Origin of the sequence: uncultured Formosa sp. (genome assembly GCF_947500765.1) — a bacterium.
Taxonomy (GTDB): Bacteria; Bacteroidota; Bacteroidia; order Flavobacteriales; family Flavobacteriaceae; genus Formosa.
In genome coordinates this window covers 156,841-171,759 of record NZ_CANMTH010000005.1, presented here as the reverse complement: position 1 = coordinate 171,759, position 14,919 = coordinate 156,841, and the positions used below count along the sequence as shown (strand labels likewise).

Below are 14,919 nucleotides of genomic sequence, written 5' to 3'. Positions count from 1 at the left end.
TGCTATTATTGGTTAACATGCTCTACATAATTATAATACACAGCACCTTCCATTTCTCCTGCTTCATTATAAAACCAGGTCTGAATAAACGCAGGACCTTTTGGTAAATTCTGTATTGTAAATTGCACGCCATCTTGGCCTCCGTTAGCATCTTTCTTCTCATCGACATAAATGGTATCTCCGTTCCAAATTTTTATTCTAGCACTTGCTATATTTAAGGCTTTACCATTTTCATCGCCAGAAGTTAATGTTGATTTATCTTCAATTTCTTTTGGCCAACGGCGTAAATCGAAATTATACGTCCCTGACTTATCTAATTCTACAGCTATAAATCCGCTACCAGGAGCTCCCTTTTTCACATCGTCTTGATGCCAAATTACTGTACCATGAAAATCGTGTGCATGAAGTGTTGTTTTAGGCTCTGCTTTATTTCCTATAATAATTCTCGTGTATTCACTAGCACGTTCTTCTACAAGTTGAAACCATTTTTCATACTCCTCTTTCAACTCAGCTACGACGCCATTATAGGCAGGATTTGAAATGATATTATTTTCTTGTTTCAGATCTGTTAAAACATCATATAATTCCCAATCTGAAGTTGCACTTGTTCTAACCAAACGCCATTTATGTTCTATAACATCTCCATTCCAATCATCTTTTTTTACGGATAGTTTTTTATATTTCTCAGGAAATTCTGTCCACATATCGTTTATAACGACAGCTCTATTTTTGTATGCTAATGGATCGTTAGTAGGATCATCATCTAGGAATGGTTTAAAACTACGCCCTCTAATTTTTAATTTTTCAGGTCGGTTTTCTACGTCTTTAAGATCTAAAACATCCATAAACGTAGGGAGCCAATCAATATGCGCTGTTAAAGGAGTTACATCTCGGCCTTTACCTTTACCTCCAAGGTTTCCGACTTCCCATCTTACAAAACATGGCACTCGCGTACCACCATCGTAATTCGATCCTTTTCCGCCTCTTAAGTAACCTCCTGCGCCATTATCTGTAGTAAAAATAAGAATGGTATTATCGGCGATACCTTTATCATCTAGGAATTTTATTAAACGTCCCATATTCTTATCTATGTTTTCAATAGTTCCCGTTTTTGCACTCACACCTTCACGAGCATCTGGTGGTAAAACATGAGGTGCATGAGCCGTTCCTAAAGGAATATATGCGAAAAAAGGTTTATTCTTTTCGATGTTATCTTCCATAAAATCCATAGCGCGATTCATAAAGAAATTTGTAGTAAAAGCACCCTCTATACCATCATCCTCATCTGTCATTTCAACCAAAGTATCGTTAATCCACATATGTGCCTCGTTATTAGTATTCCCCCAATAATCAGGTTGTTGTCCAGTTCCTCCTCCTTGTATCCAAGCCACATAGTCGAATCCGCGATCTTTTGGGCGAAACGGATAATTATCGCCTAAATGCCACTTAAAAAATAAGCCAGTAGCATAGCCATTTGCTTTAAAAATATCGGCCATAGTAATCTCATCGGCACGCATCATATTTCTTCCATTAATGGTATGCCAAACACCTACGACATCGCTTGGTCTTCCTGTAAGCAAGGCGCCTCGTGTTGGAGAACAACTTGGCGACACATGGAAATCTGTTAAGCGCACAGACTCGTCTCCTAACAGATCTATGTTTGGCGTTCTTGGCGCATTGTCTTTATAATATGAAAATGAACTGTGACTAATATCGTCAGGCATTACGAAAATTACATTCGGACGGTCTTGTTTTTGGGCAATAAGTGAATATGAATTCGCTAGAATAATATTCAAGAGCATGCATAGTTTAAATAGTTTCATATTGTGTAATAAATCAAATTAAAAATAGAAACACCTCTATTTTTCAAAAAAACAACTGTGCTTTCTTTCTATTGGTGTACATTATAATGACACTGCAAACGTTCGCTATATAGATTAAAAACCATATCGCGTAATCGTACTAGTATACAATGTTAAACATTATGTATTACTTGTATTATAAACCATGATGCAGAAACTATAACCTATGATTTATTTTATATAATTAAGCCTTGCTTCTACAGTATTAATCTATTAGAGAAGGTTTAAATCACTATGACTCACACAAAAAAGCATTCAACCTATTATACATTAAATGCCTTTTTCTTCACTTAAACACGTCTTAAACTACCACAGTAATTTTACATCGCCTGGCCATTTATCAACCGATTTATAGGTTTCGTTACCTTTAATAAATTCACTTTGCTCCATGATTACGTCACAATTTAGTAAACCCATATCTACTTTTTTATTTTTAAACATACAGTTAATTACATAGGAATTTTTAACACTACGCCACATTGCACCCCAAGTATTATCAACCACATTACAGCGGTTTAAAATGATGTTCTGAGGGGCATATTTTGGGTTTTCGGTATAATTGTATTTATCGTAATAATTTTCGCAAGGAAACCACAAGGCTACACGTCCACAACCAGAAATGTCAAATTTATGAAGAAATATATATCCCGCTTCTTCATGGTCGGCCTGAATGCCATTACCATTTGCATCTCGAATTTTACAACGCTGCGCCAATACAAATTCGCAAGACGTATATTTATTCCCTTTCCCTTTTATGGGGTTAGACATGTCGCAATCGGATTGTAAAATATATTTATTATACAAAAAATACACATTGTGATATAGTCCGCCGGCTGAACCATTATACTGAAAATCACAATGGTCCATAATAATATTATCGGTACGCTTTAAATGGACACCTTGCGCAGACCAATCTCTTACTGTGATATTCTGAAACATGATTCGTGTATGCCGACTCCCATTTTTTCCAGACATACGAATGCCATTCGCTTTTCCTTTTCTGGTTCCTTGAAGAATTAAATCTTTAATAATAAAATCTGTGACTTGCTGCTCTGGCTCCACATTAATTCCCGAAACGAGCATGTCTGGTCCCTGCATGATTATGGTTTCAGCTTGTCGTTCGCCTACAAGCGTGACTTTACTTCTTGGAATAAGCGTATCTTCTAAATAATGTATGCCTTTTTTCAATACAACTACACCTCCGCCAGCATTGCTTACAGCATCCATAGCAGATTGTATAGATTCTCCTGGATTAACATCTACCACATGCTCTAAAAATTGTTCGGGATAGGTGACATGTTTAAATTCATCATTCCATTTATCTTGCATGATAGAGTACACTTCTGGTTCTATTTCGACTTTAGTAATCTCATAATTCACCTTTTTTTGAACCGCCTGAGTATCATAAAAAAAGTAATTTGTTGTCCATGTTTTTTCATCATTTACAGGAACGGAAACATCTATAATATTACTTGTTGAAATTGATTTATTATTAGCAAAAAGTAGTTCTCTATTTAAAGGTTGATTTGAAGAAATGGTTATACCTGTATTTAATTCAGAATTTTCAATAGTCAATTTATTATTAGGGGTAATAAATTCAAAACCTTTTAAATCTAACGATACTACTAGATCTGTAAGAGTGTTAGTGAATTGAATTTCATTCCCTTCAATTTTAACGTATTCACTTAAGGAGTTTTCGGTTTTAAGTTTAAACGGATAAATAATTTTAAAAGGAAGCTCTGCAATTTTATCATCTGTGCCAAATGTATTCGCATTGTACAAATCTATATTTATAACATTAATGCCTGTATTTTGAAGGTGGTGTTCGATAATAAAACCTTGATTAGATAGTCTTATTGTTTTTTTATAGATATATGCATAACCAAAGTCACTTGAAAGAGTATGTGTGAAACTGATCCAATCTTTACCTTGATCGATTTTCCATGTTCCATGATCGAGAATCTTGTATGCAGAATGCTTTGAATCGTAAACTGATTCCTTTCCTTTTTGAAGAATCCCTACACCTAAACGGATAAATTTCCCGCCAGATACAGCTTCATCATAGCCTAAACCACCTTCTATTAAAGCTTCTGTTGGCCCCAAAATATTTGTAAACTTATTTGTTTTTTGCCTTGTTTGGTTTCCTTTAAGAAATTCTTTCCCTTTATATTTTAGACTAGCCACAAGACCAGACCAATCAAAATGTGTGGTACGATAAAACCCTTTTTTACGATCTGGTAAAAAGAACGTTAAAGTCATATCTTTATTAGAAATCTCGGTATGTGGATATTTTAAATATGCTTCTTTTTGTGCGTATCCTTGACTGATAAAACATCCTGAAAAACACAGCATGCATATCAAAATTTTAATATTCATAATTTATTTTTTTTGATTTTTTACACCTGCAACAAAACATATTTTCCTTCTTAAATTTTAAGGTAATATCGTTCTCCTTTTTTTGTTTTAAATGAAATTATATTAGTATTTTCTTTTTTGAAGGCCACAGATCGTCCTTCAAAATCTGTGAGGTTTTCGTTAGAAATTCCCGCATATTTTAACTTACATAATGCTCCGCTTCTAGAAAGAATTTCTATAGCCATAACTTTGCCATTCTTCCAAACCACAGATATTTCAAAATTTCCTCTAGCCACCAAACCTGAATATGCTCCGTTATTCCACGCTTTAGGAAGTGCAGGCAAGACATTAATATACCCTTCGTGACTCTGTAGCAACATTTCTGCAACACCAGCCATGGTTCCAAAATTACCATCAATTTGAAATGGTGGATGCGTAGTCCATAAATTTGGCAAAGTGCGCTCCTTTATAAATTTAGAATATACGGCGTGAGCTTTCTCACCATCTTTTGTTCGGGCGCGAGCATTCATGCGGTGTGCCATAGCCCAACCCGTAGTATTATTTCCTCTTAAATCTAAAGTAAGGATAGAGGCTTCCATCCATTCTGGAGTAGACTCGTTAATTAGCGTTCCTGGATAAAGTGCACATAAATGTGAGATATGTCGATGATTTTTTTGACCGATTTCTCCATAATATTCCTCTTCTCTAAATTCCTTTATCTGTCCAGATTTCCCTATAATTATGGGATCTAATTTTGTAAGTTCATCTTCAACAGTTTTCTTAAAACCGTCTTGAATATCTAGAATCTTATACGCTTTTAATAGATCGTGATGATTTTCCCAAACCAATTCTTGATCGAATGTTGTACCTGCCGTAATATAATTATCGCCATTGTGCTTTTGTTCTGGAGAAGCAGAAGGCTTTACCAATAAAAGACTATCATTTACAGGTACTAAGGTTTTAGATAAAAATTGACTCATTCCTAAAATAGCAGGAAATCCTTTTTCTTTAAGAAAGGTGGTATCCCTAGTAAATTCGTAATAATCCCAAAACATTTTAGTGGTTAGCGCACCTGTTCCAGGACCAGAATGCCCACCTGGACCAACAATTTTATAAGGTGTAGTTCCGGTTCCTATCGTCCACCCGTTATCTAAACTATCTTTTGCAAGCGCATCTGGATGATGTGCTTTTAAATATGTAGTTGCCAAACGATTTGCTTTCGGATGATAGGCATTGAAAAACTCAATATAAGGCGTAAAAGTCTCGGCTAAATTCGAATTTAATGCTCCCCAATAATTCATTTGCACATTAATATTGTGCCAAAATCCACCTGTAAAAGGGGTCACTTCATACTGACTCCAAACCCCTTGTAAGCCACAAGGCAAAGTCCCCGCTCTAGATGTTGAGATTAATAAATAACGGCCATAATGAAACATCAATTCTTCTAAATAGTGATGTGATGCATCTGCTTGATAATCTGTCAATAAAAGTTTAGTAGGTTTTGTTGGAATAGTTGTATTAAACTGAAGCTTTACGCGAGAAAAAAGAGATTGATAATCTTCTAAATGCGATTGTTTTAATTTTTCATATCCTTTTTCTGTAGCAGCTTGCATTAAATCGCTAACTTTTTGATGCGGATAACTATTTTTATCTAATTTCTTATTGTGAACTTCCTCTAAAAAAAGATTCTCACTTAATTCGTAATTCGTTCCTGCAGTGACTAATAACACTACACTATCGGCATTAGTCACCGTTATTTCCGATTTATCGCCTTTCTGAGTCGCGGTTAATGCTCCACCTGTATTCATGACTTTGATTTGCCCTTCATAATTCACGCTAAAATGATCAATAAAACCAGACATGGTAATCAAATCATTTTCAACTTTCATGACTCCGGTTCTTGTGTTTTTCTGAGTAGAATCGCGCAGATAAGGTATTTCGGGTTTAAGCGTAAAAGAGATTTTTCCTTTTTTATTGGCACTCAATTTTATGGCCATTACATTATCAGGATAGCTCATAAAATACTCACGAGTATACGTCACACCTTCATGGGAGTAGTTAACATAGGCTAGAGCTTCATTAATATTTATAGACCTGCTATAATTGGTTGGATTCTCATGATTGAATTCTAGATTGATTTCCGCAAAACTTGTTAAACCTCCAATACCATATAACCCTTCATTAGCCAATGTTTTTTCGGTAAGTTGTATGCGCTCAACATCGGTTCTACCAAAAATATTAGCCCCCATATACCCATTACCAATAGGATAAGAATGTAATTCCCAATCTTCATCATACGGATATCCTCTAGCTTTAGTTATGCTAAAATCTCCTCCTCTATTTGGTGCCGGTTCATTGTCCCAAATCGTATAAATCCGTTCTGAAAGTTTTGAATTTGAATTTAAAGACGACTGACTATAGCTAAGTTTACAACACAACATAAAACACAAAGTCAGTATAAACCAGGTTATAGAATTACTTTTTTTATTGCTATAAAAGCCATCTATTTTCATAATATGTTAGTTTGTAAAAATTAATATTTTAATGTTGTTTTTAATTTGATTTTTGAAGCTCTTCTTTCCAAAACATCAAAAGATTACCATTTTTTAGTTTTCTCTAAAGTGTGTTTTTTATGATAAAATCGACAACCATTTCAGGATCATCAATATCATAATGATGTCCGTTTGATTTTTGAACACCCGACTTACATGGCGATACCGTTGCGGTACCTCCTAAATGAATGTAGTTATTTGTAAGTTTTAACGAATTCTCGTCGGCCGGAACAACACCATCTTTTAAACTTACCGTATGAAAGATAGGAACTCCCGCATGAGCTAAACCTTCTAAATTATCGATGGGATTATTGGTATAAGCCTTAGCATCTTCATCTGTTTTAAATCCGTATTCAGCTTTTAATCTCTCCCAATCTTTTTTACTTCCTTCACTTGAACTAAAACCTGCTGGCCAACTTTTAAAATCGCAAACGACAGCGTCTCCGTATATACAGGCTACTTTTCCTGGGTTTTCTTTTGCCCAATTGTAAATAAACAAGCCTCCACGGCTATGACCATGTAAAGCTACTTTGGATTCTAATTTATAGTTTGTAGTAAGGTAATCGTAAAATTTATTCCAAATAGCAACTGCCTTTGGACTTCCAAATTGATTATTGGTATTAACGTAGGCTACATGAAATCCCTTAGCTAAAAGTAAACTATCAATTTCTGCATGATAATCAGGAAAACGAGCGCGCCAAAGCCATGGATTTCCAGGTAAAGGATGTTCTGGACGGGTAAGATGAGCTTCTCTTCCTTCAAACTTAAAATTAATACGTTCGAAGCCTTTCCAATCTGATGTTTCACTTTGTCCGAAACTGGATATTGTGGAAAATATGGTAATTAAAACAATAATAAAACAAGACTTCATTTTTATCTACTTTTGGGTTCTTAATTCGTTTACTTTTTGATTTGTATTATGTGCTATATGGCGATCATAATCTTGGGTGTACAACGTTACAACCCTATTATACTGCTCTAGTAATTTGTTATAATCTACCCAAGCTTTATCATAAACTGTAATCCATTTTTTAATTTCTTTTGCATCAAGATTATTATTACTATGCGGACCACCAGCCCAAAGGGTACTTTCGTTTAATTGAATATTTTCTTGAGTAGGATTTCCATAAACCATAGCCCCTAAACGACCATTTCCTAACGAAAGAGCTTCATTCCAATCGGCAGACGGTACATCATACCACAACTTTAACTAAGTTTTATTTTCTTATTTTTCATTATCTTCTTTCTGTTTAGTTTCGGTAGCACAACTACTTAAACTTAAAACCATCAAAAAAAACAATACCATAAATAAATTAATCTGATTCGTTAATTCTGTAAAATATAATCTAGGTATTCTTAATAAAAGAGAGTGTGGTAAATTCATTAATTTTATTTTATTCCGTTTATTCTTCTTTATTAATCTCTAAGCAATATCGTTTTTTTATTAAGTTTTGAATATAAATTAGAGGTCTTTGACTATTACTTATGAGTACTTATTAAACAAAATACATGATTATAGTATAATATCTGTTGAAAAAATAAAGGCATAAAAAAACCTCGACGTTTTACATTCAAGGTTTTAAGCACTAGTCTCGATTTAAATACACAACACATGAGTAATCATTTCATGTTGCTTACGTTTATTATTTTTATAAAATCTAACTAAATTTCAGCTTAAGCAAAAGCACCAAATTAGATTATTTATCACTTATATAATCTTCTAATTTTGATCTCTCTATTTAATTCATAAAAATCATTACAATTTTTATTCATATTTAATACACTTACATAAAAAGTAACGCTTCAAATATTTAAATAATAATCCCGAACACTCTTTTTTTGCCCCCTTAGTATCCAGGATTATTATTACTCACTCTTCATGATGGCAATATCGGTTTAATATTAAATTTTAGAGATAAATTATAAGTCAATTACTATAAATTATGGGTGTTTTTTACGTAAAAAAATCATTTAAAGATGAATTCTAACTAAATTTATTATTTGTATTTCTCTAACTTCTTTTTGCTAACTGTCTTTATGCTTTCTAATATTTTATTTTAAATGCGATAGTATAAATTGTGTTGCATAATCGTTAAGCTCCTCTATAGATGGTGAAATATTAGAACCGTTAAAGCTATGTTCTGCATTTTTAATTGTTAATAATTCGACATCTGCATTTTTTTCATTTGCGACTTCCATCATATACGTTGAATTAATAATAGGTAATGTAGTATCCTTATCGCCATGAATTAATAAAATTGGAGGGCTTTTTTTATTTAAAAATTCTGTTGGGCTGAGTAACACTGCTAATTCTGGTTTCTCAGCTAATGGCGCTCCCAAAAGTCGAACAAAAAGCGTTTCGTCTTCAAAAATAGATCCTGGTCTTATTTCTGGATTTACACAAGATGTAAATGGAAAATAAGCTGCGACACATTTAAATTTTGGATAAAACCCCGATAACTCTGGGTCTCCTTCAAAATCGGAATTATTTCCCAAAGCAGTAACTAGACTAAGATGACCTCCAGCTGAACCACCCCAAACACCATAATTTTCTGTATCTAATTTATACTCATCTGCATGTTTTAGAAGAAATCTAGTTGCATCTTTAGCATCTACAACAGCATCATAGGCGGTGTAATTCCCTCTAGCTTTCCGATACTCTATGGTTGCGCATACAACACCATTATCAAGCAAAGCTCTTAAGGTCTGTAAATATGCTTTTTTAAGTACATTATACTGGCTACCTCCGGCCCAACCACCACCGTGAACATGTAACATCCATGGATTATTGGGTGTCATTTTTTGAGATTCAGGATAAAAAATAGTCATGATTAAGTCCTGACTATCTATGGTTTTATAAACAACGACTTCTTTATTTTTAAAGGTTTCAAGAATTGCTTTCTCTTGCTTATTTTGCGCCAACACAGAGTTTTGCATGGTTATAACGCACAACAACAAAACTGCTAATTTGAAGGGTTTTCGTATTATATTAACTATTTTCATAACTTTTGTTTATTTACTAAAACATTCTATACTTGTTAATTCTGTACTCCCTCCTCTTTCACGACATCCAGAAGCAATATATAGTTTATTTTTATGCCAAATAAGCTGTGTACCATGTCTTCCTGTAATTAACGATGGTAACGTGCTCCATGTTTCTGTTTTTGTATTCAAGACCTCTACTTCATTATGTGCTGAAACTTGTTTAACATCTTCTCCTCCGGTAAACAAAATAGAATCTCCAATACATATAGAAGTACATCCTCCTCGTTCGGTTGGAACAGGTCTATTTAAAGTACTCCACGTGCCTGTTTTAAAATCAAACACATCAACTTCTGAAACCGTTAAATCCATAACTTTTTTAATATTTCCAGACGAACGTCTACCTCCTAAAAGATATAATTTATCATTACTAATTACAGAAGTAGCATGATCTCTTGCTCTTGGTGCATCGGGGAGTTTTTCCCACGTGCCTGTTTTAAAATCGTAAACATCGAACCAATTTACATGTCCATCCCAATGTCCATCAATAATACCACAAGCAATATAAAGTTTATCTTTATATACGTTAGCTGTTGTAGATGCTCTAATTCTATCTTTAGGCATATTAAAACCTTTGGTCCAGTTGTTCTTTTTAGGATTATAGATATAGGCATTCTCTAATGGTGTTTCATGAGGATATTTCCCTGTATGAGCACCAACAGCATAAATATTATTTTTATATGCAACACCTTGAAAATGATGAATCTCGATTGGTGGTTTTGCGCCACTTGTCCAGGTTGCTGTCTTTGGGTTAAAAATGGACACTTCTTGAATACGCCGCCCTCCTAAAAGGTAGAACATTCCGTTTACTTCAATAAAAGCGGCTTCATGTCTTGCCACAGGGTCTCCTTTGGTCTCAAGTGTTTTCCAAGTGTAACCTTCTAAAGATTGTGCTATTAATTGTTGCATACAAACAACCAATAGCAAACTAAACATACTTAATCTTTTTAATAATGTGTTCATTTTAAATCTATTTATAAATACCACTATTAATGAATTGAATTGCATCTATATTTAATAAAATCTAGACACAGCATTGCATGAAAGACTCCAACATATTAAGCTATGAGTGATTTCTTAATGTTTTACAAAAATATTCTTTAACATTACAACATACTCTAAATCATAGTTCAATCTCTATTAATTATCAACTATTTTAAAGCTTATCTCTCTAAAACAAAGAACAAAACATATAATTAATATTAAAAAATTAAGAGTTTAAAATTGCTTTATCATATTGAAGTGTAATATCTTCTAGTATATTTTATTCTATCTATTAAAAAGGGGTATAACGTCTAGATTCATCCCTCTATAAACTAAAAATCTCAATACATCTAAATTTAGATTATACTGAGATTTTCAATTATTTTATTATTCGAAATTACGTTAAAGTTTAGCTCATTTACAAAACAGTAAACTTTTCTTTAAGAAAAATATCGACAGACGAACCTCCTACTAGGATTTCAAAAGTTCCAGGTTCTACCGTCCAATTCATATGTTTATCTAAGATCTTTAAATCTTCTGGTTTTAAAATAAAATGAACCGTTTTAGTTTCTCCTGCTAATAAATGAATCCGATCGAATCCGCGAAGTTGAGATTCGTAAGTCGTAACACTGCTTACCTCATCTTTTAAATACAATTGCACAACCTCGTCGCCTGCACGTTTCCCCGTATTCTTAACTTTAAAGGAGACTTCAATATCACTTTGTGAATGTTGTGTTTTTTGATTTACAACCAAATCACTATACTGAAATGTGGTATAACTTAAGCCATAACCAAACGGATATAACGGACCTAAAACACGTGTGTTTCCATACCCATTGGGTCCTGCGCCAGGTTGCCCAGCTTGCGATCCAGGTTTATATGGAAAATTTAATGGGATTTGTCCAACAGATTTAGGAAATGTTACAGACAATTTTCCGCCAGGGTTATAATCTCCAAACAGTGTTTCTGCAATAACCTCTCCCGCTGCTGTGCTTGGGAACCAAGCTTCTAAAATAGCTGGCAAGAATTTATTTTCCCAATTAATTGTTAAAGGTTGTCCGTTTATCATGACTAGAACAACTGGTTTTCCTGTAGCATATAGCGCCTGTACCAATTGAAATTGTCGTCCAGGAAGTCCTAAACTTGTTCTGGATTTGGTCTCACCTACACGTTTCTCATCTTCGCCAACTACAGCAATAATAATATCAGATTTTTGTGCTTGAGCAACAGCCTCTGCGATACTTGCTTCTTCTGATAAGGACAACGGTGTTGGAATTATTTCGCTTCCTGGCCAATCTGGATCTACAATATCACATCCTTTTACATAGGTTACTTCAGCCTTATTTTTTGCGTAATTTTTAATCCCTTGATAGACTGAGGTTGACGGATTAAAAGCTGGCCCATAACGACTGTACGTAAAACTAACTTCATCTGCTAATGGTCCTGTTACTAAAATATTTTTAAGTGCATTAACATCTAAAGGCAATACATTATTTTCATTTTTTAAAAGTACTAAAGATTCTCTATTGATTTGTTTTGAAAAATCCTCATCGGCTTTAGTGTGAACTAAATTATCTGATACTTTTGGATTTTCGACATAAGGCTGATCGAATAACCCTAATTTAAACTTTACCTTTAAAACCTCAGCAACTCTCTTATCTATCGTTTGTGTTGAAATCTTTCCTTCATGAATTAATTCTCGTAAAGGCTCTATATATGATTCTGGAGTTCTAAATGTTGTGCGTACATTTAAACCTGCTTCAACAACCTGTCTAACTGCTTCCTTATAATCTTCAGCAACATGATGTTTTGCTGATACATATTCTACAGCTTCACTATCTGATACCACGTACCCATCAAAGCCATATTGTTCTCTTAGTAATTCAGTTAAAAAATAAGGACTTGCCGAAATTGGAACTCCGTCATAATCATTATAACTACTCATAATCCCCATAGGCTTAGCTTCCTTAATAACGCGTTTAAACGGATATAAATGAAGCTGATGCATTTCTCTTGGCGCTACATGCGGATCTGTACGCGCATCTCCATCTCTAGCTCCTTTTGGGATACTATACACAGCAAAATGTTTTAAGGTAGCTGCTACACCTTGCGATTGAATACCTAAAGTCATTTGTTTCCCCATTTCGGCAATATGAAACGGATCTTCCCCATAACATTCTAATACTCTACCCCAACGCGGATCTCTTGCTACATCTAATATGGGGGCATAGACATTGGTATATCCTAAAGCTTTGGCTTCTCTCCCAACCATCGTTCCGGCTTGCAAGACCAAATCTTTATTCCACGTACTACCAATACCAATAGGTGCTGGTAAAGGTGTTGCTTTTTCATGACATAAACCATGCACACCTTCGTTGGTAAAATCGACAGGAATACCTAAGCGAGTTTCTTCAATAAACCATTTTTGGACTGTATTTATCGCTTCGGCATGTGTACTATACGGATAAGAATACGGTGTATGTGTTTTTTCTTGATTCCAAATGGTATTTAAATGCTCGTCTATATTTGCGATACCGTCTTTCCAAACTCGATTCTTCCATTCTGAAGTTGGTAACTCGTCTTCTAAAACACGAGCATAACCATATAAAGTGGCCATTTGGCATGTTTTTTCATCAATTGTCATTAATGAAATAAGGTTAGCTACTCTATCATCTATTTGAGCTTTAGGATTTTCATAAACATCCATAACTCCATTTTTATTAAAATCTATCCAATCTTTATGATAAATCTTAAGTTTGTCGCCTTTAAAAGCAGTTATAAAAGCTAATACTCCTAAAATGAAAATAATCTTTAAATTTCTCATATTTTATTTTCTAATGTTTTAAGACGCATTAAGGCTTCCATATAATAATAATCGGCATAAATTATAGATTCGTCTATTTCTGAACCATCAGGATAATTTCCTGTTGAATGAAGTAATAACGCTTGGTTTGTTGATGTACTTAAATAGGCAGAAGAAGATAGTAAATCGACTAGCTTTTTAGCCGCCTTCGTATACTTTTCTTGTAATTCTGGATCTTTTACTAAAGTAGACAACTCTAACATTCCACATGCAGCAACAGCCGCAGCTGAAGCATCTTTAGGAGCATTGGGTATGTTAGGATCGTCGAAATCCCAATATGGCATCCCATCTTTTGGTAAACGTTCTAAAAATTTATCGGATAATTTAATCGCGGTGTCTAAAAACACTTTACGACCTGTTTCTCTATATGTAAACGAAAAACCATAAATACCCCAAGCTTGTCCTCGTGCCCACATAGAATCATCTGCATAACCTTGATGGGTATAACCTTTAATAAACGCACCAGTCTCATCATTAAAAGCGGCAACATGATAGAGTGTAGCATCTTGACGAACAATATACTTCATGGTTACTTTTGCATGACTTACAGCGATATTATACAACGATGCATCTCCTCCATTTTTAGCAGCCCAAAATAAGAGTTCTAAATTCATCATATTATCTATGATAGTATTGTGCGGATAATCTTTTCTGTATGGCCAAGAATGAATGCTTCCTACATTTGGATTATATAAGGTAACCAAATTATTAGCAGCATCAAGCAAAATTTGTTTATAGGTTTCGTTACCTGTTAGTCTGTAACCATTACCATAACTGCAATACATTTGAAATCCGAGATCATGATTTTTAGGTGGTGTATACGCTAACGTGTTAAGAGACGTTGTAAATTCTTGGGCACCTTTTAAAATAGTTACATCTTTAGATTGTTCGTATGCATACCAAAGGGTACCTGCCCAAAAACCGCTACACCAGTCGCTCTTTCCAACTAATTCCCAATTTGTTTGCCCTTTAAAGATATGCCTAGGAAAGCTATCGGTTGCTTTTAATGTACTTAAGGTTTCCTTTATTTTTGTAGCATGTTGGTCCAGCATAACGCTTGCTTGTGACGTAGTTTTTACGACAGTAGCAACCTCTTTTTTCTTGGTATTACAACCAAATAACAACATGAATATAATTCCTAATAAACCAAAGTATCGCTTACCATTCATAGTGTATTATTTTATATAAGTTGATAACTATACAATACTAAAAAACATATTGTAAGCAATTTATAAATTATGAATCTTTGGTTATAACTCTA

General features: G+C 34.1%; 10 protein-coding genes. All 10 read right to left on the bottom strand.

The window, feature by feature from the left end:
• Positions 1-5: 5 nt before the first annotated feature.
• The 10 genes from Q1B05_RS11320 to Q1B05_RS11275 all read right to left on the bottom strand — a co-directional run bounded on the left by Q1B05_RS11320 (position 6) and on the right by Q1B05_RS11275 (position 14,827).
• A complete protein-coding gene (locus Q1B05_RS11320) occupies positions 6-1,802 on the bottom strand; it encodes a sulfatase-like hydrolase/transferase (RefSeq protein ID WP_299780725.1) in 1,797 nt (598 codons plus the stop codon).
• A gap of 366 nt (positions 1,803-2,168) precedes the next feature.
• A complete protein-coding gene (locus Q1B05_RS11315; protein ID WP_299780722.1) occupies positions 2,169-4,238 on the bottom strand; it encodes a right-handed parallel beta-helix repeat-containing protein in 2,070 nt (689 codons plus the stop codon).
• 50 nt (positions 4,239-4,288) lie between these two features.
• On the bottom strand, positions 4,289-6,730 hold the full coding sequence (locus Q1B05_RS11310) for a glycoside hydrolase N-terminal domain-containing protein (protein WP_299780720.1): 2,442 nt from the start codon (positions 6,728-6,730) through the stop codon (positions 4,289-4,291).
• A 103-nt stretch (positions 6,731-6,833) separates the two neighbouring features.
• A complete protein-coding gene (locus Q1B05_RS11305) occupies positions 6,834-7,640 on the bottom strand; it encodes a hypothetical protein (RefSeq protein ID WP_299780718.1) in 807 nt (268 codons plus the stop codon).
• 6 nt (positions 7,641-7,646) lie between these two features.
• Positions 7,647-7,973 (bottom strand): glycoside hydrolase N-terminal domain-containing protein, encoded by a 327-nt coding sequence (locus tag Q1B05_RS11300; RefSeq protein ID WP_299780716.1) that lies wholly within the window; start codon positions 7,971-7,973, stop codon positions 7,647-7,649.
• A gap of 21 nt (positions 7,974-7,994) precedes the next feature.
• Complete coding sequence (locus tag Q1B05_RS11295; RefSeq protein WP_299780714.1) at positions 7,995-8,153, bottom strand: hypothetical protein; 159 nt, start codon at positions 8,151-8,153, stop codon at positions 7,995-7,997.
• A 668-nt stretch (positions 8,154-8,821) separates the two neighbouring features.
• Positions 8,822-9,706: an alpha/beta hydrolase gene (locus Q1B05_RS11290; RefSeq protein ID WP_299780713.1), complete on the bottom strand. Its 885-nt coding sequence runs from the start codon at positions 9,704-9,706 to the stop codon at positions 8,822-8,824.
• A gap of 75 nt (positions 9,707-9,781) precedes the next feature.
• Positions 9,782-10,774, bottom strand: a complete 993-nt coding sequence (locus Q1B05_RS11285) for a kelch repeat-containing protein (protein WP_299780712.1) — start codon at positions 10,772-10,774, stop codon at positions 9,782-9,784.
• A gap of 439 nt (positions 10,775-11,213) precedes the next feature.
• Positions 11,214-13,619 carry a glycoside hydrolase family 3 N-terminal domain-containing protein gene (locus Q1B05_RS11280; RefSeq protein ID WP_299780711.1) on the bottom strand — a complete coding sequence of 802 codons (2,406 nt, stop codon included), beginning with the start codon at positions 13,617-13,619 and terminating at the stop codon, positions 11,214-11,216.
• Positions 13,616-14,827, bottom strand: a complete 1,212-nt coding sequence (locus tag Q1B05_RS11275; protein ID WP_299780709.1) for a glycoside hydrolase family 88 protein — start codon at positions 14,825-14,827, stop codon at positions 13,616-13,618. Before Q1B05_RS11275 ends, Q1B05_RS11280 begins: the two co-directional genes overlap by 4 nt.
• Between the last annotated feature and the right edge of the window lie 92 nt (positions 14,828-14,919).

What these genes read in the sequence shown, in the direction of transcription:
- Q1B05_RS11295 (WP_299780714.1), bottom strand. Translation starts at nt 8,153, where the DNA reads ATGAATTTACCACACTCTCTTTTATTAAGAATACCTAGATTATATTTT.
- Q1B05_RS11280 (WP_299780711.1), bottom strand. Translation starts at nt 13,619, where the DNA reads ATGAGAAATTTAAAGATTATTTTCATTTTAGGAGTATTAGCTTTTATA.
- Q1B05_RS11320 (WP_299780725.1), bottom strand. Translation starts at nt 1,802, where the DNA reads ATGCTCTTGAATATTATTCTAGCGAATTCATATTCACTTATTGCCCAA.
- Q1B05_RS11305 (WP_299780718.1), bottom strand. Translation starts at nt 7,640, where the DNA reads ATGAAGTCTTGTTTTATTATTGTTTTAATTACCATATTTTCCACAATA.
- Q1B05_RS11290 (WP_299780713.1), bottom strand. Translation starts at nt 9,706, where the DNA reads ATGCAAAACTCTGTGTTGGCGCAAAATAAGCAAGAGAAAGCAATTCTT.
- Q1B05_RS11310 (WP_299780720.1), bottom strand. Translation starts at nt 6,730, where the DNA reads ATGAAAATAGATGGCTTTTATAGCAATAAAAAAAGTAATTCTATAACC.
- Q1B05_RS11315 (WP_299780722.1), bottom strand. Translation starts at nt 4,238, where the DNA reads ATGAATATTAAAATTTTGATATGCATGCTGTGTTTTTCAGGATGTTTT.
- Q1B05_RS11275 (WP_299780709.1), bottom strand. Translation starts at nt 14,827, where the DNA reads ATGAATGGTAAGCGATACTTTGGTTTATTAGGAATTATATTCATGTTG.
- Q1B05_RS11285 (WP_299780712.1), bottom strand. Translation starts at nt 10,774, where the DNA reads ATGAACACATTATTAAAAAGATTAAGTATGTTTAGTTTGCTATTGGTT.